Source organism: Streptomyces sp. NPDC048462, from assembly GCF_043200175.1.
In the GTDB taxonomy this organism is placed as follows: Bacteria; Actinomycetota; Actinomycetes; order Streptomycetales; family Streptomycetaceae; genus Streptomyces.
In genome coordinates this window covers 509,304-528,033 of sequence record NZ_JBICXG010000004.1, presented here as the reverse complement: position 1 = coordinate 528,033, position 18,730 = coordinate 509,304, and the positions used below count along the sequence as shown (strand labels likewise).

Here is an 18,730-nt window from a genome sequence, read left to right as displayed (position 1 = left end):
GCCGCCCTGCTGCGCGTCCCGCACGTGGTGCTCGCCGTGAACAAGATGGACCTGGTCGACTACGCGGAGCCGGTGTTCGCCGCCATCGCGAAGGAGTTCACCGCCTACGCCGCATCCCTCGGCGTCCCGGAGATCACCGCGATCCCGATCTCCGCACTGGCCGGCGACAACGTCGTGGAGCCGTCCTCCAACATGGACTGGTACGGCGGCCCGACCGTCCTGGAGCACCTGGAGACGGTCCCGGTCAGCCACGACCTCACCGGCTGCCACGCCCGCTTCCCCGTCCAGTACGTAATCCGGCCGCAGACCCCGCAGCACCGCGACTACCGGGGCTACGCCGGTCAGATCGCCGCCGGGGCGTTCCGGGTCGGCGAGCCCGTCACCGTACTGCCCTCCGGCCGTACCTCGACGATCGCCGCGATCGACCTGCTCGGCGACAGCGTGGACATCGCCTGGGCCCCCCAGTCGGTAACCGTCCGGCTCACGGACGACGTCGACGTCTCACGCGGTGACCTGATCGCACCCTCCGACGACGCCCCCGCCGTCACCCAGGACGTCGAGGCGACCGTCTGCCATGTCGCGGACCGGCCGCTCACCGTGGGACAGCGGGTACTGATCAAGCACACCACCCGCACAGTCAAGGCGATCGTCAAGGACATCCCCTCACGCCTCACCCTCGACGACCTCTCCCAACACCCCGCCCCCGGGCAGCTCGCCGCCAACGACATCGGCCGGGTCATCGTCCGCACCGCCGAGCCGCTCGCGCTCGACGCGTACGCCGACTCCCGCCGCACCGGTTCCTTCCTGCTGATCGACCCGGCGGACGGCACCACCCTGTCGGCCGGCATGGCGGGCGCCTCCTTCGCCGCCGCCGCTGCGCGGGTGGCGGCCGCCCCGGCGGACGACGACGCCGAGTGGGACTTCTGATGAGCAGGGACATCTTCTCGACCTTCGCGAAGGAGGGCGGCCGCGTCGGCAGCGGAGCCTTGGGGAGTGGCCAGGGCGGGGTTGGGCGATGTGCGCGATGACGTACGCGCACTGCCTGCGCGCCCCAAAGCGCCAATCGCGCTGCCCGCAAGGCCAGTTCAGACGAAGACCTGCCGACTGCCCGGCCGCGCCCCCCGAGTTGCCGGGGGCGTGAGCACCGGGCCTCCGAGAGGAAATCCTCCCGTGTCTGCCCCACGTACCACGCTGCGCCGCAGCCTCGCCGCTGCCGCCGCCCTGCCACTGCTCGCCGTGGCGCTCACCGCCTGCGGCTACGGTTCCGAGGCGAAGGACGACGACGCCAAGAAGGCGAACGTCTCCGCCGGCGGAAAGAAGCTCTCCTCGGACACCGTGAAGATCGGCTACTTCCCGAACCTCACGCACGCCACCGCCCTGGTCGGCGTCCAGGAAGGCATCATCGCCAAGGAGTTGGGCGGCACGGAGGTCAAGGCCTCGACGTTCAACGCGGGCCCGTCCGAGATAGAGGCGCTCAACGCCGGCTCGATCGACATCGGCTTCATCGGCCCCTCCCCCTCGATCAACGGCTTCACGAAGTCCAAGGGCAAGAGCCTGCGCATCATCGGCGGTTCGGCATCCGGCGGGGTGAAGCTGGTCGTCAATCCGAAGAAGATCAAGACCCTGGACGACCTCAAGGGCAAGAAGATCGCCACTCCGCAGCTCGGCAACACCCAGGACGTGGCCTTCCTCAACTGGATCTCCGAGAAGGGCTGGAAGGTCGACGCCCGGAGCGGCAAGGGCGACGTCTCCGTGGTCCGCACCGACAACAAGGTGACCCCGGACGCCTACAGGTCCGGTTCCATCGACGGCGCGTGGGTACCCGAGCCGACCGCCTCCAAGCTCGTCGAGCAGGGCGCGAAGGTGCTCCTGGACGAGTCGACGCTGTGGCCCGGCAACAAGTTCGTGATCACGAACATCATCGTGTCGCAGAAGTTCCTCGACCAGCACCCGGATGTCGTCGAGGCGGTGCTGCACGGCTCGGTCAACACCAACAAGTGGATCAACGCCAACCCGGACAAGGCGAAGGCGTCCGCCAACGCCGCGCTCAAGACGCTGTCCGGCAAGGAACTGCCGGCGGACGTCATCGACCCGGCGTGGAAGTCCATCCAGTTCACCGACGACCCGCTGGCCGCCACGCTCGACACCGAGGCCAAGCACGCGGTGAAGGCCGGTCTGCTGGACGAGACGGACCTGACGGGCATCTACGACCTGAAGCCGCTGAACAAGATCCTCAAGGCCGCGGGCAAGCCCGAGGTCGCCGACGCCGGTCTCGGCGTCAAGTAAGCACCCGACCGTTCCAGGATCTCCCAGGAGGTGACGACCATGGCCACGACCACGCTCACCACGGCCGAGGACCGTACGGCGGTCGGGCACGCAGCCCGTATAGACCACGTCTCGAAGTCCTTCGGTGGACCGCAGGGGCAGCAGCTCGTCCTGGACGACATCACGCTCGATGTCGCTCCCGGCGAGTTCGTCACCCTTCTGGGAGCCTCCGGGTGCGGCAAGTCGACGCTGCTCAATCTGGTGGCGGGGCTCGACCGCCCGACCGCGGGGTCCATCGAGACCCCCGGCGGGCGGCCGGCCCTGATGTTCCAGGAGCACGCCCTCTTCCCGTGGCTGACCGCGGGCAAGAACATCGAACTGGCGCTGCGGCTGCGGGGCGTACCGAAGTCGGACCGCCGCGCCGAGGCGGAACGGCTGCTGGAGCTGGTGCGCCTGGGCGGGGCGTACGGCAAGCGGGTGCACGAGCTGTCGGGCGGCATGCGGCAGCGGGTGGCGATGGCCCGCGCGCTCGCCCAGGACAGCCAACTCCTGCTGATGGACGAGCCGTTCGCCGCACTCGACGCCATCACCCGGGACGTGCTGCACGACGAGCTGACCCGGATCTGGCGGGAGACCAACGTCTCGGTCCTCTTCGTCACGCACAACGTGCGTGAGGCGGTCCGGCTCGCCGAGCGGGTCGTGCTGCTCTCCTCCCGGCCGGGCCGGATCGCCCGGGAGTGGACGGTCGACATCGAGCAGCCGCGCCGCATCGAGGACACCGCCGTGGCGGAGCTCTCCGTCGAGATCACCGAACAACTGCGTGGGGAGATCCGCCGACATGGCCAGCACTGAGACCACCGCCAAGAGCGGCGCCGCCGGGGCGGGCGCCCCGAAGGACGCCGCCCAGGACATGGCCGGCCTCGAAGCGGGGCTCGACGCTCTCGACGCGGTACGGGTCAGCCGGACCCCGGTGCGCCAGGTACTGACGCAGAAGGTGCTGCCTCCGGTGGTGGCCGTCGCGCTGGTGCTCATCATCTGGCAGATCCTGATCTGGGCGAAGGTCACCGACGACTACAAGCTGCCCTCGCCCTCCCAGGTCTGGGGCGAGGTGTCCGACGCCTGGGCCCAGGGCACCCTGCTCGGCTACATCTGGACCAGCGTCTCGCGCGGCCTGCTCGGCTTCCTCCTCGCGCTCGTCATCGGCACCCCGCTCGGGCTGCTGGTGTCACGGGTGAAGATGGTGCGCGCGGCGATCGGTCCGGTGCTCTCGGGTCTGCAGTCGCTGCCGTCGGTGGCCTGGGTGCCGCCGGCGGTCATCTGGCTGGGCCTGGACGACAGGATGATGTACGCGGTGATCCTGCTGGGCGCCGTCCCGTCGATCGCCAACGGGCTCGTCGCCGGCGTCGACCAGATTCCGCCGCTGCACCTGCGGGCCGGCAAGACGCTGGGCGCCACCGGGCTCCGGGGCACCTGGCACATCGTGCTCCCGGCCTCGCTGCCCGGCTATCTGGCCGGTCTGAAGCAGGGCTGGGCCTTCTCCTGGCGCTCGCTGATGGCCGCCGAGATCATCGCCTCATCGCCCGATCTGGGCGTGGGCCTGGGCCAGTTGCTGGAGCAGGGCCGTGAGACCAGCAGCATGTCGATGGTCTTCCTCGCCATCTTCCTTATTCTGATCGTCGGCATCGCCATCGACCTGCTCATCTTCAGTCCGCTGGAGCGGTGGGTGCTGCGCAGCCGCGGTCTCCTCGTCAAGAGCTGAGGGGCGGCATGACTTCTCCGGTCCTCCTCGTCATCGCCCACGGCAGCCGCGATCCCCGGCACGCCGCGACCGTGCACGCGCTCACCGCGCGGGTACGGGCGCTGCGGCCGGGGCTGCGGGTGGAGACCGGGTTCCTCGAGTTCAACGCGCCGTCCGTGCCGCAGGTCCTGGAGCGGCTGGCCGCGCGGGGGGCGGACGAGGTGGTGGCGCTTCCGCTGCTGCTCACCCGGGCGTTCCACGCCAAGTCCGACATCCCGGCGGTGCTGCGTGAGGCGCGCGGCAGGCTGCCCCGGCTGCGGGTGCGCCAGGCCGGGGTACTCGGCCCCTCGCCGCTGCTGAACACCGCCCTGGAACGGCGGCTGCACGAGGCCGGGGTCCGCCCCGGCGACCGAGGCTCGACCGGGCTCGTCCTGGCATCGGCGGGCTCCACAGACCCGGAGGCGAGCGCAGTGATCGCTGAAATCGCGCGGGAGCTGCGGCACACCGGTTGGTGTTCCGTGCGGCCTGCGTTCGCCTCCGCATCCCTCCCCCGCACCGAGGACGCGGTGCGGGCCCTGCGGGCCGACGGCGTGCGACGCGTCGCGGTCGCCCCGTACGTCATCGCACCCGGCCGCCTCCCCGACCGCATCGCGGCGGGGGCGGCGGAGGCCGGGGCGGACGTCGTGGCCGGGGTGCTCGGCCCTTCGCCGGAGCTGGCGCGGCTGCTGCTCGACCGGTACGACGAGGCCCGGGTGGCGGACGCCGCGATGGCGTCGCTCGGCGCGTAGGCGCTTGCCCCCGTCCTCGTTCCCGTGTCAGCCGACGTCGAGGCCGCCCGTGCGGGTGCGCTTGAGCTCGAAGAAGTCGGCCTCGCCCGCAAGCACCCGGAAGCTGTCGAACAGCCGTACCGCGGCCGCACCGTGCGGCACCGCCCGCAGCACCGGGCCGAACCAGACGTTCCCGTCGACATGGATGGTGGGCGTGCCCACGTACGCGTCCGCCGCCGGGTCCTTGCCGGCGTCGTGGCTGCGGCGCAGCGCCGCGTCATGGGTGTCGGTGTGCGCGGCGGCGGCCAGTTCGGCGGGCAGGCCCAGATCTTCGAGGGACTGGGCGACGACCTCGTCGAAGTCCTCGTTCTTCTGCTGGTGGATCCGGGTGCCGAAGGCCGTGTACAGCTCGCGCAGGACGGCGTCGCCGTGCTGTCCGGCCGCCGCTACGGCGACCCGCACCGGCCCGATCGACTTGTCGACCAGGGTGCGGTACCAGTCGGGGAGTTCGTTGCCGGTGTTGTGCAGGTAGAGGCTCATCACGTGGAAGCGGAGCTCGATGTCGCGCTGCCGCTCCACCTCCAGCATCCAGCGCGAGGTGATCCAGGCGAACGGGCAGGCCGGGTCGAAGTAGAAGTCGACGACGGGCCTGCCCGGGTCCGGGCTGCGGTGAGTGGTCATGGTATGAGCCTAGGCAGTCGGTGGCACATCTCCACAGGCCATTCGCAGGCCATTGCACTGGGCCACTTTCAGGCGGCGGTCCACTGCGGATCGCGCCCGCTCAGGGCGATGGCCAGCTCGAAGCCGGACACCTGGCTCCCGGCGGTGACCTCGGCGGCGAAGCCGTCGTACCGCCGGTAGAGCTCGGCGGACTTCTGCACGGCCTCGAGTACGTAGCCGGCCGCCTGGTCGGACAGCCGGAACTCCTGGCCGGTGGCCCGTGCGACGTCCCAGCCGTGCAGCGCCGTCTCCATGATGAGCAGTTCGGCGGTGTCGGCGGCCGGGGACGCCGCGTCTCCCTCCCCGATGGTGCCCTCCCAGACGGCCGGGTCCGACCAGGCGGCGACGGCGCGCTCCAGCTGAGCCGCGTACCGCTCGGCCCAGTCGGCCTCCGCCGTGAAGTCACCAGCGGTGAGCTCCTCGGGGATCTCCGTGCGCAGGGCGCGGTGCTCCATTCCGTGCGAGGTGTAGAGCACCCAGTGGTTGATGAGTCCGCGCACGTCCCAGCCTTCGCAGGGAGTGGCGGAGTTGTCGAGTTGTCCGGCGCGCACGGTGCGGGCCACTCGGGCCGCCTCGGCGGCGCATTCGGTCATATGGGCGTGCTCGGTCTTCATGAACACCACGCTAGGCCGGGTCCGGACCCGGGTATTGAAGAAAGGCGACACCGGGCGTCGTACTACTGTTTGCCCCATGACTTCCGCATTGCGCTCCCCCGATGGCACCTTTCTCCTTGGCGGCGAGCTGCCCGTGCGCCGCCTCGGCTACGGCACCGCCCAGCTGACCGGGCCGGGGTACTGGGGCCCCCGCGGCGAGCGGGAGGATTCGCTGGCCGTGCTCAGGGAGGCGGTCGAACGGGGCGTGACCCTGATCGACACCGCCGACAACTACGGGCCCGGGGTGGCGGAGGAACTGGTCGCCGGGGCGCTGCACCCGTACCGCGACGATCTGGTGATCGCGACCAAGGGCGGTGTCGTGCGGACCAGTGACAGCGCCTGGCACATCGCGGGGCGCCCCGAGCAGTTGCGGGCGATGTGCGAGGCCAGTCTGAGCCGGCTGCGGACCGACCGGATCGACCTCTACCAGCTGCACCGGCTGGATCCGCAGGTGCCGATGGCCGAGCAGCTGGGCGCTCTGGATGAGCTGCGGCAGGAGGGTAAGATCCGGTACATCGGTCTGGACACCCTTACCGCCGACCAGCTGGAGCAGGCGCTCTCCCTGACCGGGATCGCCTCGGTGCAGAACCGGTTCAATCTGCTGGACCGTTCGTCGGACGCGGTACTGAAGGTGTGCGAGGCCCACGGCCTGGCCTTCCTCCCCTGGTTCCCGCTGGCGAACGGCGCGCTGACCGGCGAAGGCGCCGAGGCGCTCGCCGGGATCTCGGAACGCCACGGTGCCACCCGCGGGCAGATCGCCCTCGCCTGGCTGCTGCACCGCTCCCCCGTGCTCTGCCCGACTCCGGGCACCGGTTCGCCCGCCCACCTCGCGGAGAACGTCCGGGCCGGGGAGATCCTGCTGTCGACCGACGACATGAGCCTCCTGGAGGCCCTCGCATCCGCATGAAGGAGTACCCGCACGTGACCACCACCGCTCCCCTCCCCCCTTCCTCGGCCACGGACCCGGTTCCGGTTCAGGTTCCGGTTCCGGTGATCAAGGCCGACGGCGTCACGCTCGTACGGGAGGGCAGGGTCCTGCTCGACTCGGTGTCGCTGACCGTGCGCGGCGGGGAGCACTGGGCCCTGCTCGGCGCCAACGGCGCGGGCAAGAGCACGCTGCTTGGGCTGCTCGGCGCGATCAGGCACCCCACCCGGGGCACGGTCGAGGTGCTGGGCCGCACGATCGGCCGGGTCGACCTGCGGGAGCTGCGGACGCTGCTGGGGCACGTCGATCCGCGCCATCCGCTGCGCTCCCCGCTCTCGGTGAACGACGTGGTGCTGACCGGGCTGACCAACTCGGTCGAGCCGGTGCCGCGCTGGTCAGCGAGCCCGGAGCAGCGGGAGCGCGCGGCCCGGCTGCTGAAGATGCTGGGCATGGGCGGCAAGGAGGGCTCGCGCTGGCCGGCGCTGTCGCAGGGCGAGCGGGGCCGTACGCTCATCGCCCGCGCGCTGATGCCGCAGCCCCGGCTGCTGCTGCTCGACGAGCCGGCCACCGGTCTCGACCTGGCCGCCCGGGAGCAGTTGCTCGACAGCCTGGACGCGTTGCGTGAGGAGCACCCGGAGCTGGCGACGGTGCTGGTCACCCATCACCTGGAGGAGCTGCCCGCCTCCACCAGCCACGCGATGCTGCTGCGCGGCGGGCGGTGTGTGGCCACGGGGCCGGCGGACGAGGTGCTGACCACGGATCAGGTCAGCGACTGCTTCGGTCATCCGGTGGAGATCTCCCGTACGGACGGCCGGTGGGCGGCGCGGGCCCGGCGGACGCCCCGGCGCTGACCGGATCGACGCTCGCCCCGGCGCCGGCCCGGTCCGGCTGCCTCTCAGCCGTCGGCCGCCGGTCCGGTGACGAAGGGGGTGGCCTGGTGGTAGTAGAGGAGCCATCCGGTGTCGGTGAGCCGCCACAGCGAACTGCGGTGGGCGCGCTTGCCCTTGGCCTCGGTGTCGAAGGTGACGTGGACGAGTTCGTCCGCGAGCTGGACCCCGTGCATGCGTGAGGCGGTGAGCTGTCCGGGGCGTGCGCCGGTGCCGGTGATAAGCGAGGTGATGACCGTGTCCCGGTCCCGGTGCCGGCCGGCGGTGTCCACCTCGTGGAAGTCGGGGTGCAGGACCTGGACGAGGAGTTCGGTGGAGGCCCGCACCAGCGGGTCGAGGAGGCGCAGTTCGCCCTCGACCGCCGCGGCGACGCCGGGCGACGGCTCGCTCACGCGTCGCCTCCGGTCATCTCGACGAGTCTGGTGACGGTGTTCCAGTTGCGCGAGGTCGCGACGAGGCCCTTGACGAGGGAGGGCCGGGACAGCGCGGCGGCGAGCTTGGAGCCGCCCAGTCCGCCGGGGGCGTGGAGGTAGAGGGCGCGCTCGCCGAGCCGGAACTCCTCGGGGAGGAAGGCCGGGGCGTCCAGCGGGGCGAAGCGGGCGTCGTCGACCGGCTGGTCGAAGTAGGTGACGTGCAGCTCCTTGGGCTGGAGCTCGGCGGCGGGGAACGGGCAGGCCTCGGCCACGGCCGCGAGATAGCCGCCGTCCCGGACCAGGCACCGGACCTCGAAGCCGAACCGCTCCTCGATGGCCCGCTCCAGCCCGGCCGCGAGCGTGTCCTCGTCACCCGAGTCGCTGCTGAAGACCGCGTTGCCGCTCTGGAGGTAGGTGCCGACGTCGCCGTGGCCCAGTCCGGTGAGCAGCGTGCGGAGTTCGGCCATCGGGACCTTGCGGTGGCCGCTCACATTGATCCCGCGCAGCAGCGCCGCGTACATCGTCATGGGCACACCATAGGACGATCAGCCCGAGCCGTGCGGCCGCCGCGCCCCGTGGGGGAGGGCGCGGTGGCCGCCGGTCCGGAGAGCGGTGCTGCTACTCGACGACCTTCAGCAGCTTGTTCGCCGTGCCTTCGGTGGCGTTGCCGATGGCGTCCGGGGTGGCTCCGTCGGTCAGTGCCGTGGAGACCTCCGCCGGGGTGGCGTCCGGGTGTCCCGCCAGGTAGACGGCGGCGGCACCGACGACGTGCGGAGTCGCCATGGACGTACCGGAGATGGTGTTGGAGCCGGTGTCACTGTCGTTCCAGGACGACGTGATGTCCGAGCCCGGGGCGTAGATGTCCACGACCGGGCCGTAGTTGGAGAACGAGGACTGCTCGTCGTCCACCGTGGACGAGGCGACCGTGATGGCCTCCGGGACGCGGGACGGGGACCCCTCGCCCGCGTCGCCCGACTCGTTGCCCGCGGCCACCGCGAAGGTGACGCCGGAGGCGATGGCCTTCTGGACCGCCGCGTCGAGCGCCTCGTCCGCGCCGCCGCCGAGGCTCATGTTGGCGACGGAGGGGCCCTGGTGGTTCTCGGTGACCCAGTCGATGCCGGCGACGACCTGCTCGGTGGTGCCCGAGCCGGAGTCGTCCAGGACGCGGACGGCGACGATCTTGGCCTTCTTGGCGACGCCGTACGTCGCACCGGCGATGGTGCCGGCCACGTGGGTGCCGTGGCCGTTGCCGTCGTCGGCGCTGTCGTCGTTGTCCACGGCGTCGAAGCCCGAGGCGGCCCGGCCCCCGAACTCCTCGTGCGTGGTGCGGACACCGGTGTCGATGACGTACGCGGTCACGCCCTCACCCGCGCTGTCCGGGTAGGTGTACGCGTTGTCGCCGGCGGTCCCGGCCTGGTCGATGCGGTCCAGACCCCAGGAGGGCGGGTTGTCCTGGGTGGCGCTGATGTGGAACTTCTTGTTCTGGACGACCTTGGAGACCGACGGGTCGGCGGCGAGCCGCTTGGCCTCGGTCTGCGAAAGTCCGCTGGCGGAGAAGCCGTTGATGGCGGAGCTGTAGTTGCGCTTGAGCTTGCCGCCGTACTCCTTGGCGAGCTTCGCCTTGTCGGCCTTGTGGTCCAGCATCACTATGTAGCTGCCGGATACGGCGGTTGCCGCGTCGGCGCCGTAGATCTTGCCCGTCACGGGGGCGGGTGCCGCGCCGGCGAAGGGGCTGCCCAGCATGGTGATGCCGGCCGCTGCGGCCACCGCGGTGATCGCGGCGGTGAGCTTGATCCGGTGAGCGCGCTTGTGAAGTGCCATGAAGAGGGGTCTCCTCGTCATTCTTTGTGGGGGGATTGACCCTCGGCCGGAAGATCTCCGGGGGTTGGCTCGAAACCCTGGCCGATTGACGCGCTCAGATCAAGACCCTCCCTGTGCCGGTGACCGCCTGAGCAAGGTTTCGTCACAAGAAGTCGACCAGCCGCACCCAAGTCCGACACACGCACCGCCCGTTACCGTCGGGCACGCCACCGGTCCCGTTCCCGCACACAGCACTGCGCCCCGCTCGTGATGAGTCATCACGAACGGGGCGGAGCAGGGCGGGTTCAGTGCCGGACGATCCGCACTCCGGCCACACCCATCAGCCCGGCGAGGGGGACGTCGCGGGACACCTGCGCGGGGTCCACCGTCAGGCCCCCGCCGCGCACCATGTCGAGCAGCATTTCGGCGAGGGGCATCACCATGTGCCGCCCCCAGCAACGCTCGGACACATGGCCGAAGGGCAGATAGCCGGGCTGATCGTCCGGGTCGAGGCTGTCCCAGCGCCCGGGTCGGAACACATCGGGGTCCTCCCAGAGCGCGGGGTCCCGGTGACTCAGCAGGGGCAGGAGCAGGATGTCGTCGCCGGCGCCGATCCGGGGGTCGAGCGCGGCGTACTCCGGGGACGCCCTTCGCAGGATGTTCCAGGAGGGCGGCAGCAACCGCATGGACTCGTAGAGGATGTTCCGGTTCGACGTCTCTTCGCCGAACGGCGATCCGAGCCAGAGCGCGTTGGCGACGAGCGTCGAGACGGTGAAGCAGACCGGGGCCGCAGCCCTGCGGTACAGGCCCATGGCGTAGCGCCGGTCGCCGTAGCTCTTGGCCTCGGCGGTCAGGCCCGCGATGGCGGAGACGGGGGCGCCCGGCCGGGGCCGGACCGGCAGGGCCGCCCCGGCGACGATGACCGACCAGGTGAGTTTGGGCGTCAGTTCCAGGGCGCGGTCCATGAGGACGCGGAGCCGGTAGGGATCGGCGCCGAGGATCAGGTCACGCAGGTATACGTGACCCACGCGCGGCCACTCACCGCGCAGGTCGGCGTGTTCGGGAACGGGCTTCTTCAGGGCGGCCCGCACGTCGCGGCCGATGGCCTGCATGACGGTGGCGGCCTCGGCGCGCGGAATGGACCGCCCCTGCAAGGGCTTGAACGTCGGGCGCTCGTCCTCGGTGGCCGGCCTGGCGGCCAGGACGCGGTCGGTCAGGGCGGCCCCGGCGACGGCGACGGTTCCGGGGTCGAGGCGGAAGACCTCTTCGCCCAGGTGGTCTCGCAGAAGCGCCTGCAGTCTCGGCGCGAAGACGACGTCCCGGGCACGGCTGCCGGTACCGGATATCTGCATCGTGTTCTCCAGGAAGCGGGAGGCGCCCGTGCCCGGCGGGCCGGTGGGGCCACGCCGGGCACGGACTCCGGCCGAGGAGCCGCACCCCTCAGCCGACGGGACTCGCAGGCCGGCTCAGTACCAGATGTACCAGGCGTACGCCTTCAGGCTCTTCTCCGGCGTCATCTTTTCCTTCAGCTGAAAAAGGAACTTCATAACAGCACCTCCATCTGTTGCTCTGAATTTACTTTCCGGAACACGGCGTGGCCGCACTTGCGATACGGACTCCCGATCTCGACAGGGAATCCGCACCACCGCTGACCGCCGAAAGGAGTACAGCCCAGAGCAATTGGAGTTGTCAATGATCTTCTCGCCGGAAAAAGCGGCAACGCGTTCCGTTTCAGCTGAAACCAGATAAGCCGAAGAGAAACGCAGAATTTCCTTGCGATACCCGCGACCGCAGGCCCCGGCAAGAGCGTGAAGAGGCCAATTCATGCTGATGATTGACTGAATCACCACTGTTCAGGATGTTTACCGTGGCTCCGAGCCGCGTCCCGCGACCGGATCGCCCCCGCCTCACGGCGGGAAAGATACGTACCGGTCGGTAATGGCTTGCCGCCCTCCTGCGAAGTCATCGCTGATAGCGGGCCAGCACCCGGTTACCGTCCTCGACCAGACGCTTCCTCAGTTCGGCCGCGTCGATCGCACCGCTGTAGTACTCCTGGAGGGCGGGGGTTGCGACCTTGTCCTTCCACTCGGGGTAGCCGCGCACGGACTGGGCGGGCGCGGAGCGCAGCGCGCCCGCGAGGGCGGCGCCGGTCGACCAGCCCAGGTCCGCGGTGTGCAGCGAGGGGTCCGCGAGTGCCGCCCTGCCGGTCGGCAGCATCCAGTCGCCCTTGGCCAGGCGCACCATGTTGGCGGGCCGCAGCAGGAAGTCGATGAACTCCACGGCCTCCTTCTTGTGCGGGCTGTCCTCGGCGACGGACAGGGTCTGCGGGCTCACCCCCTGGGCCAGGCCCTCGCTGCCGGCCGGTGCGGGCAGCACCGTCCACTCGAAGCCCTTCGGGGCCTGTTCGACCACCTGTTGACGGTAGGAGAAGCCGAGCGGGACCATGGCGTACTTGCCGCCGAACAGGCCCGGAAGCGCGTCGCCGCCGCCCATGCCGAGCGCGGTGCGGGCGGCGCTGTGGTCGGTGTCGACCTGGTCGTGAATGGTCCTTGGCACGACGAGGTCGCCGTCGTCCATCGCGAGGGTGACCTTTCCGTCGGCGCCTCGGTGGAACAGCTCGCCGCCGGCCGAGAGGCCCAGGTTCAGGGTGACGGAGACCGGTTCCTTGAGCGGCCAGGCGACACCGTAACGGCCTTTGCCGGTGAGCTTCTTGGTGACCTGCCTGAACTCCGGCCAGCTCCAGGGCCTGGCCGGGGTCGGGATGCGGACGCCCGAGGCCTTGAGGACCTTGGTGTTGGCGATCAGGACGCGGGGTTCCTGGAGGAAGGGCACGCCGTAGACGCCGTCGTCGAACGTGCTGGTGCGCCAGCTCTGTTGCGGGATGTCGGCGGTGAGCCGGTCGGGCAGCAGGCTGCGCAGGTCGGCGAGGTAGCCACCGTAGGCGAAGTCCGCGAGGTCGTCGGACGCGTCGTGGATGACGTCGGGTGCCTCGTCCCCCTCGAACGACGTGAGGAGCTGGTCGTGGACGCTGTCCCAGCTGCCCTGGACGTACTCGACGCGGACCTCGGGATGGCTCGCGTTCCACTCCCTCACCAATTGCTTGTTGGCGTCGACGGACTCCTTCTGCCAGGCCAGCGACTGGAAGCGGAGCGTGATCCGCCCGTCGTCCCGGCCGCCGTCTCCCCCGCCGCACCCGGTGAGCAGCAGGGCCAGTGCGGTGGCGGCCACGGCCGCGTCGCGTACCAGTGCGCGCATCAGCTCTTCACCGCCCCGGCCAGCATGCCGCCCGTGATCCGCCGCTGGATGACCGCGAACAGGACGAGCGAGGGAAGGGTGGCCAGGAACGCGGCGGCGGCGAGCGGCCCGAGGTCGCTCGCGCCCTCCGCGCCGAGGAAGTGGGTCAGTACGACCGGCAAGGTCTGCTTCTCCGGGGTCTTGAGCAGGACGAGCGCGAAGAAGAACTCGTTCCACGCGGTGATGAAGGCGAAGAGCGCGGTGGCGACGATCCCGGGGGCCAGCAGTGGTGCGGTGACCGAGACGAGGGTCCGCAGCCGGCTCGCGCCGTCGACCGCCGCCGCCTCCTCCAGTTCGGGCGGGACTGCCCGTACGTATCCGACGAGCATCCACAGCGCGAAGGGCAGCGACCAGACGACGTACACCATGATCAGCCCCCACAGCGTGTTGATCAGGTGCAGGTACTTGAGCACCAGGAACAGCGGAATGATCAGCAGGACGAACGGGAACGCCTGGCTGACCACGACCCAGCCGGTGGCGGCGGCGGAGAGCCGCGAGCGGTGGCGGGCCATCACGTACGCCATCGGGGTCGCGATGACGACGGCGATGATCCCGGCCGAGAGCGCGGCGATCAGCGAGTTGGCGGCGGCCCGCAGCAGCGGCTGTTCGTCGAAGGCGGCCCGGAAGTTGTCGAGCGTCGGGTGCTCGGGGATCCAGGTGGGATGCAGGGAGCCGAGCTCGGACGCCGGTTTGAAGGCGGTGGAGATCAGCCACACGAACGGGAACGCCAGGAAGACCAGGTAGCACAGGAGTGCGAGGTACTGTCCGGCGCGCGCGGCCCTGCGGGTGGGCAGACTCATCGGTCCTCGCCTCCTGTGAGCCGTCCCACGAGGTACACGGCGAGGATCACGGAGATCACCGCGACCATCACACAGCCCATCGCCGCGGCGTAGCCGAACTGTCCGTACCGGAAGGCCTCTTCGTAGGCGAAGAGCATCGGCAGCCGGGTACGGCCGCCGGGTCCGCCGTTGGTCAGCACGTAGACCAGGGCGAAGGAGTTGAAGTTCCAGATGAAGTTGAGCGCGGTGATGGAGAGGGCGACCGGCCTGAGCGCCGGCCAGGTGACGGTACGGAAGCGGCGCCAGGCGCCCGCGCCGTCCAGGGCCGCCGCCTCGTGGAGTTCGTGCGGGGTGTTCTGCAGCCCGGCCAGCAGGGCGACCGTGGTCTGCGGCATACCGGCCCACACCCCGACCAGGATCACCGCGGGCAGCGCGGTGGCGAGGCCGGTCAGCCAGTCCCGGCCGTCGCCGAGGCCGAGATCGCGGATGGTCTCGTTGAGGATTCCGGCGTCCGGGTTGTAGACGAGCCGCCACATGATGCCGACGACCACCTCCGGCATCGCCCACGGGATGATCGCCAGCGCCCGTGCCAGCCACCGCATCCGCAGGTTCTGGTTGAGCAGCAGCGCCAGCCCGAGCGCCAGCGCGAACTGCGGGACGGTGACGCCGACCGCCCACACCAGACCGATCCGGAACGACTCCCAGAACAGCCCGTCGTGGAGCAGGTCCTGGAAGTTCAGCACCCCGGTCCACTGGGTGGACCTGGTACGGCCCGACTGGGCGTCGGTGAACGCCAGGGCGATGCCGTAGAGCAACGGACCGACACTGAGGACCAGGATCGGGATGAGGGCCGGCAGCACCAGGAACCAGGTTCCGGCGTTCCGGTTGACCCGTGTGGACCGCTTGCCGTGCGGGCCGCCCGGCGGTCCGTGCCGCCCGGACTGCACGGTTGCACTCGCCAATGTCATGGATGCGACCCCCTTGCGTGATTCGACCGGCTACATACCGTTCTGGCCGCTCAGGTGGCCTCCGTCATCGTGCTGAGGGCCCGCCGGTTCGTCAAGACAACCTGCACGGATGCGAAAATCGGATCCATGAACGAGATGCGAGCGCGCGAGGTACTGACCGCTGCCGGACACCCCGGCGACGCGAAGCTGCTCGCGCTGGGCGAGAACGCGGTGTTCGCCGTGGGCGACCTGGTGGTCAAGATCGGCCGGGACGCCGTGCGCAGCCCGGAGCTGCGCGCGCGGGCCGAGCGCGAGGTGGCCGTCGCACGGTGGCTCGCCGCGTCCGGCGTCCCCTCGGTACGGGCCGCCGAGCCCTCGGCACGGCTGGTCGAGGGCCACCCGGTGACGCTGTGGCACCGGCTGCCCGACGCGGTGCGGCCCGCCGAGCCGAGGGATCTGGCACCGCTGCTCACCGCGGTGCACGCGCTGCCGGCCCCGGAGGGCCTGGTGCTGCCACGCCGGGAACTGCTGGGCGGGGTGGAGCGCTGGCTGACCCTGGCGGGCGACGCGATCGACCCGGCCGACGCCGCGTATCTGCGTGAGCGCCGGGACGGCTTCGCGGCGGCCGCCGCCGCGCTGGTGCCGCATCTCCCGCCGGGCCCGATCCATGGCGACGCGCTCCCGCGCAATGTCCATGTCGGTCCGGACGGGCCGGTCCTGGTGGACCTGGAGACCTTCTCGACGGATCTGCGCGAGCACGATCTGGTGGTGCTGGCCCTGTCCCGCGACCGGTACGCGCTGGCAGCCGAGGCCTATGACACGTTCACCTCGGCCTACGGCTGGGACGTCCGGGAATGGGACGGCTGCGCGGTGCTGCGCGGGGCGCGGGAGACGGCGAGCTGCGCGTGGGTCGCGCAGCACGCGCCGGCCAGCCCGAAGGCGCTCGCGGAGTTCCGCAGGCGCGTGGCGTCGCTGCGCGACGGTGACGCGGGGGTGCGGTGGTACCCGTTCTGAGGCACGGCTCGCCGGGCGCGGCGCCGAGCGCGGACTCCGCAAGCGCCGGACGGGTTCAAAGGCTGTCCTCAAGTGCCGGACGGGCTCAAGGACTGTCCCCCAGCCCCGGACGGGCTTGAATTCGGCTCAGGTTGTCGCCCGCCTGCGGGCGAGGTCCGGGCCGGACCGCGCCCCTCAGCCCGAGACCGGCACCGGCTCCCGTATCGGCCAGCGGCTGTCGATCACCGCGTCCGGCTTGCCCTTGCGGCGCAGGAAGTCCTGGAAGTCGGCTGCCCACTCCGCGTACCAGGTGATCTGCCGCTCATGAAGTTCGGGCGCCGACAGTGCGGCCACCGAGCCGTGCCGGGCGGCTATCGCGTACGCGACCCGCACCGCGGCCAGCGCGTCGGCGGCGGCGTCGTGCGCTCCCCCGTGGACGACGCCGTACTCGACGCAGACCGCCTCCAGATTGCGCTTGCCCTTGCGGTAGCGGTCCACCGCCCGGTCGATCGTGTACGGGTCGACGACCGGGCCGATCCGCGTGCCGCCGAGGCGTTCGCTGAGCGAGGGCAGGCCGTGCCGGTGCAACTCCGCCGTCAGCAGCGTCAGGTCGAAGGCGGCGTTGTAGGCGACGACCGGCACGCCCTGGCGCCAGTACCCGGTCAGGGTCTCGGCGATCTCGTCGGCCACCTCGCGCACCGGCCGGCCCTCCGCCGCCGCCCGCTCGCTGCTGATGCCGTGGATCGCCGAGGCCTGTGCGGGGATCAGGACTCCCGGATCGGCCAGCCAGGTCCGCTGCCGCGCCGGCTCCGCGTCACTGTCGCGCAGGCCGACGACCGCCGCCGTCACGATCCTGGCCTCCAGCGGCTCCGTACCCGTCGTCTCCAGGTCGAAGCCGACCAGCGCGTGCCGGTGCCAGCTCATCCCGTACCTCCTTCGTGGTGCTCCCCCGGATGACGACCACCCTCGCACGGGCCACTGACAACGCCCCGGGGCCCCCTCAGGAGACCGGCCGGGAGTCCGTCCACACGGACTCGAACTCCTCGCGGTACGTCTCGAACAGCCCGTGCTCGCTGTCCTGCCCGGCCCGGACCACCGCCCGTCCGCCGCCCCGGAGCACCAGCACGGGGGCCTCCATGCCGCGGGCCCGGCGCAGATAGGTCTGCACGACCCCCACCGCGTCGGCGCCGTCGCCGTCCACCAGGTAGGCGGTGAAGCGCGGGGTCTCGTCGAAGACATGGATCTCGAAGGCGCCCGGATCGCGGAGCTTGGAGCGGACCCGGCGCATGTGGAGGATGTTCATCTCCACCGTCCGGCTCAGCTCCCCCTTCTTGAGCCCGAGCTCCCGCTCCCGGCGCTTGACCGCGCTGCTGGCCGGGTTGATGAAGAGCAGCCTGACCCGGCAGCCCGACTCGGCGAGCCGGATGAGCCGGCGGCCGGAGAAGTTCTGCACCAGCAGGTTGAGCCCTATGCCGATCGCGTCCAGCCTGCGCGCTCCGCCGAAGAGGTCCTCGGCGGGCAGCTGGCGCTGGAGCCGCACCCGGTCGGAGTGGACGGAGACCACGTCCGCGTACCGGTCGCCCACCAGCTCCTCGACGGCGTCGACGGGAAGCCGGTCGGCGGACGGGACCGCGGCGCCGCTGCCGAGGATCTCCAGCAGCCGGGCGGAGGCGCGCTCGGCCTGGGCGAGCACCGCCTCGTTGAGCGCGCGGTTGCGGGAGACCACGTTGCGGGCGACCTCCAGCTCGTCCAGGGCCAGCTCCACATCGCGGCGGTCGTCGAAGTAGGGCTCGAAGCAGGGCCAGTGCTGGACCATCAGCTCACGCAGCTGAGGCAGCGTGAGGAAGCTCAGGACGTTGTCGTCGGCCGGGTCGAGCAGATAGCCCTTGCGGCGGGAGACCTCGCGCACGGCGACGGCGCGCTGCACCCACTCCTGTCCGGCGGGCCCGGCCGCGGCCACCACCCAGTCCTCGCCGTGGACCGGCTCGTAGATCGGCTGGAGCACCGCGGCGACCACGGCGCGCAGCCGCTGTTCGACGAGATTCAGCCAGATGTAGGCGCGCCCGGCCCGCTGCGCACGGGTGCGCACCTCGCTCCAGGCGTCCGCTCCCCAGTCCAGCTCGGCGCCGATCTCCAGGGGCCGGGCGAGCGAGACCGCCCCGGGCGGCACATCGGTGGCGTCCCCCTCGTGACCAGCGTCACCTGGGGGCAGCTCGAAGCCTCCCGAGCTCACCCGCACACCGCCTTCCACTCCCCCACCAACGATCAAGGAAGGGTACTCCGGCAGCGGGAGCCGGTGCAGCCGGATGAGCAGGCTCCTTCTTCAACTCCCCTATGGATCAGGCCTGTTCTCCTGGACGAGATCTGCCGTAGTGAGCGGATTCATAGTGATTAAACACCCCACGACAAGCCGCATACCGGGCAGCGGGCGGACCGGGGCCGCCGGATTCGGGTTCCGGGCGACAAGGAGGGGCCCGATGTTGACCGGTCGGCGCGACGCCGTCCACCGATTGCCGGTCGGTCCTAGGTAAGGGACGCCCTTTCGGGGA

The 18,730-nt window shown here is 70.9% G+C and carries 20 protein-coding genes; 8 read left to right on the top strand and 12 right to left on the bottom strand.

What is annotated here, in order from left to right:
• From ACGFU6_RS10845 to ACGFU6_RS10825, 5 genes are all read left to right on the top strand, one after another.
• Positions 1 to 927, top strand: a 927-nt coding sequence (locus tag ACGFU6_RS10845; protein ID WP_393609730.1) for a hypothetical protein, incomplete at its 5' end; no start/stop codon positions are given.
• A gap of 243 nt (positions 928 to 1,170) precedes the next feature.
• Entirely contained in the window at positions 1,171 to 2,286 is a 1,116-nt protein-coding gene (locus tag ACGFU6_RS10840; protein ID WP_393609729.1) for an aliphatic sulfonate ABC transporter substrate-binding protein, read from the top strand.
• A 39-nt stretch (positions 2,287 to 2,325) separates the two neighbouring features.
• Complete coding sequence (locus tag ACGFU6_RS10835) at positions 2,326 to 3,117, top strand: ABC transporter ATP-binding protein (RefSeq protein ID WP_393609727.1); 792 nt, start codon at positions 2,326 to 2,328, stop codon at positions 3,115 to 3,117.
• Positions 3,104 to 4,024, top strand: coding sequence for an ABC transporter permease (locus ACGFU6_RS10830; RefSeq protein ID WP_393609726.1), 921 nt, complete (start codon positions 3,104 to 3,106; stop codon positions 4,022 to 4,024). The genes ACGFU6_RS10835 and ACGFU6_RS10830 overlap by 14 nt, the downstream gene beginning before the upstream one ends.
• An 8-nt stretch (positions 4,025 to 4,032) precedes the next feature.
• A complete protein-coding gene (locus ACGFU6_RS10825) occupies positions 4,033 to 4,791 on the top strand; it encodes a sirohydrochlorin chelatase (RefSeq protein WP_393609724.1) in 759 nt (252 codons plus the stop codon).
• Between the two features lie 27 nt (positions 4,792 to 4,818).
• On the opposite strand, the gene ACGFU6_RS10820 is transcribed toward ACGFU6_RS10825, so the two are convergent.
• Both ACGFU6_RS10820 and ACGFU6_RS10815 read right to left on the bottom strand, forming a co-directional pair.
• On the bottom strand, positions 4,819 to 5,451 hold the full coding sequence (locus ACGFU6_RS10820; protein WP_393609722.1) for a DsbA family protein: 633 nt from the start codon (positions 5,449 to 5,451) through the stop codon (positions 4,819 to 4,821).
• A gap of 68 nt (positions 5,452 to 5,519) precedes the next feature.
• A complete protein-coding gene (locus tag ACGFU6_RS10815) occupies positions 5,520 to 6,104 on the bottom strand; it encodes a TIGR03086 family metal-binding protein (RefSeq protein ID WP_393609720.1) in 585 nt (194 codons plus the stop codon).
• A gap of 76 nt (positions 6,105 to 6,180) precedes the next feature.
• Here ACGFU6_RS10815 and ACGFU6_RS10810 point away from each other — a divergent pair, with 76 nt between their 5' ends.
• Both ACGFU6_RS10810 and ACGFU6_RS10805 read left to right on the top strand, forming a co-directional pair.
• Positions 6,181 to 7,050: an aldo/keto reductase gene (locus ACGFU6_RS10810; protein ID WP_393609718.1), complete on the top strand. Its 870-nt coding sequence runs from the start codon at positions 6,181 to 6,183 to the stop codon at positions 7,048 to 7,050.
• A gap of 14 nt (positions 7,051 to 7,064) precedes the next feature.
• Positions 7,065 to 7,919, top strand: a complete 855-nt coding sequence (locus ACGFU6_RS10805; protein WP_393609716.1) for an ABC transporter ATP-binding protein — start codon at positions 7,065 to 7,067, stop codon at positions 7,917 to 7,919.
• Positions 7,920 to 7,963: 44 nt separating this feature from the next.
• Here ACGFU6_RS10805 and ACGFU6_RS10800 read toward each other — a convergent pair whose 3' ends face one another.
• The 8 genes from ACGFU6_RS10800 to ACGFU6_RS10765 all read right to left on the bottom strand — a co-directional run bounded on the left by ACGFU6_RS10800 (position 7,964) and on the right by ACGFU6_RS10765 (position 15,209).
• The gene (locus tag ACGFU6_RS10800) at positions 7,964 to 8,347 is read right to left on the bottom strand and encodes a DUF4440 domain-containing protein (protein ID WP_393609714.1); all 384 of its coding nucleotides are present in this window, start codon (positions 8,345 to 8,347) and stop codon (positions 7,964 to 7,966) included.
• Positions 8,344 to 8,895, bottom strand: a complete 552-nt coding sequence (locus tag ACGFU6_RS10795) for a DUF1697 domain-containing protein (protein ID WP_393609712.1) — start codon at positions 8,893 to 8,895, stop codon at positions 8,344 to 8,346. The genes ACGFU6_RS10800 and ACGFU6_RS10795 overlap by 4 nt, the downstream gene beginning before the upstream one ends.
• A 91-nt stretch (positions 8,896 to 8,986) precedes the next feature.
• Positions 8,987 to 10,189, bottom strand: a complete 1,203-nt coding sequence (locus tag ACGFU6_RS10790; RefSeq protein WP_393609711.1) for a S8 family peptidase — start codon at positions 10,187 to 10,189, stop codon at positions 8,987 to 8,989.
• A 284-nt stretch (positions 10,190 to 10,473) separates the two neighbouring features.
• Positions 10,474 to 11,520 (bottom strand): cytochrome P450, encoded by a 1,047-nt coding sequence (locus tag ACGFU6_RS10785; RefSeq protein WP_393609709.1) that lies wholly within the window; start codon positions 11,518 to 11,520, stop codon positions 10,474 to 10,476.
• Between the two features lie 114 nt (positions 11,521 to 11,634).
• Entirely contained in the window at positions 11,635 to 12,015 is a 381-nt protein-coding gene (locus ACGFU6_RS10780; protein ID WP_393609707.1) for a tryptorubin family RiPP precursor, read from the bottom strand.
• A 115-nt stretch (positions 12,016 to 12,130) separates the two neighbouring features.
• The gene (locus ACGFU6_RS10775; RefSeq protein WP_393609706.1) at positions 12,131 to 13,423 is read right to left on the bottom strand and encodes an ABC transporter substrate-binding protein; all 1,293 of its coding nucleotides are present in this window, start codon (positions 13,421 to 13,423) and stop codon (positions 12,131 to 12,133) included.
• Entirely contained in the window at positions 13,423 to 14,262 is an 840-nt protein-coding gene (locus ACGFU6_RS10770) for a carbohydrate ABC transporter permease (RefSeq protein WP_393609704.1), read from the bottom strand. Before ACGFU6_RS10770 ends, ACGFU6_RS10775 begins: the two co-directional genes overlap by 1 nt.
• Positions 14,259 to 15,209, bottom strand: coding sequence for a carbohydrate ABC transporter permease (locus tag ACGFU6_RS10765; RefSeq protein WP_393609702.1), 951 nt, complete (start codon positions 15,207 to 15,209; stop codon positions 14,259 to 14,261). Before ACGFU6_RS10765 ends, ACGFU6_RS10770 begins: the two co-directional genes overlap by 4 nt.
• Before the next feature lie 126 nt (positions 15,210 to 15,335).
• Between ACGFU6_RS10765 and ACGFU6_RS10760 the strand changes: the two genes are divergently transcribed.
• Entirely contained in the window at positions 15,336 to 16,202 is an 867-nt protein-coding gene (locus ACGFU6_RS10760; protein WP_393609700.1) for a phosphotransferase enzyme family protein, read from the top strand.
• A 174-nt stretch (positions 16,203 to 16,376) separates the two neighbouring features.
• Here the strand turns inward: ACGFU6_RS10760 and ACGFU6_RS10755 are convergent, their stop codons facing one another.
• Complete coding sequence (locus ACGFU6_RS10755) at positions 16,377 to 17,105, bottom strand: 3'-5' exonuclease (protein WP_393609699.1); 729 nt, start codon at positions 17,103 to 17,105, stop codon at positions 16,377 to 16,379.
• 76 nt (positions 17,106 to 17,181) lie between these two features.
• Positions 17,182 to 18,414 (bottom strand): SAV2148 family HEPN domain-containing protein, encoded by a 1,233-nt coding sequence (locus ACGFU6_RS10750; protein ID WP_393609697.1) that lies wholly within the window; start codon positions 18,412 to 18,414, stop codon positions 17,182 to 17,184.
• Positions 18,415 to 18,730 lie beyond the last annotated feature (316 nt).

Bases quoted from the DNA above. Each gene is read 5' to 3' on its own strand.
- ACGFU6_RS10820 (WP_393609722.1), bottom strand. From the start codon at position 5,451: ATGACCACTCACCGCAGCCCGGACCCGGGCAGGCCCGTCGTCGACTTC.
- ACGFU6_RS10825 (WP_393609724.1), top strand. From the start codon at position 4,033: ATGACTTCTCCGGTCCTCCTCGTCATCGCCCACGGCAGCCGCGATCCC.
- ACGFU6_RS10785 (WP_393609709.1), bottom strand. From the start codon at position 11,520: ATGCAGATATCCGGTACCGGCAGCCGTGCCCGGGACGTCGTCTTCGCG.
- ACGFU6_RS10835 (WP_393609727.1), top strand. From the start codon at position 2,326: ATGGCCACGACCACGCTCACCACGGCCGAGGACCGTACGGCGGTCGGG.
- ACGFU6_RS10755 (WP_393609699.1), bottom strand. From the start codon at position 17,105: ATGAGCTGGCACCGGCACGCGCTGGTCGGCTTCGACCTGGAGACGACG.
- ACGFU6_RS10765 (WP_393609702.1), bottom strand. From the start codon at position 15,209: ATGACATTGGCGAGTGCAACCGTGCAGTCCGGGCGGCACGGACCGCCG.
- ACGFU6_RS10810 (WP_393609718.1), top strand. From the start codon at position 6,181: ATGACTTCCGCATTGCGCTCCCCCGATGGCACCTTTCTCCTTGGCGGC.
- ACGFU6_RS10795 (WP_393609712.1), bottom strand. From the start codon at position 8,895: ATGACGATGTACGCGGCGCTGCTGCGCGGGATCAATGTGAGCGGCCAC.
- ACGFU6_RS10830 (WP_393609726.1), top strand. From the start codon at position 3,104: ATGGCCAGCACTGAGACCACCGCCAAGAGCGGCGCCGCCGGGGCGGGC.
- ACGFU6_RS10790 (WP_393609711.1), bottom strand. From the start codon at position 10,189: ATGGCACTTCACAAGCGCGCTCACCGGATCAAGCTCACCGCCGCGATC.
- ACGFU6_RS10770 (WP_393609704.1), bottom strand. From the start codon at position 14,262: ATGAGTCTGCCCACCCGCAGGGCCGCGCGCGCCGGACAGTACCTCGCA.
- ACGFU6_RS10775 (WP_393609706.1), bottom strand. From the start codon at position 13,423: ATGCGCGCACTGGTACGCGACGCGGCCGTGGCCGCCACCGCACTGGCC.
- ACGFU6_RS10815 (WP_393609720.1), bottom strand. From the start codon at position 6,104: ATGAAGACCGAGCACGCCCATATGACCGAATGCGCCGCCGAGGCGGCC.
- ACGFU6_RS10760 (WP_393609700.1), top strand. From the start codon at position 15,336: ATGAACGAGATGCGAGCGCGCGAGGTACTGACCGCTGCCGGACACCCC.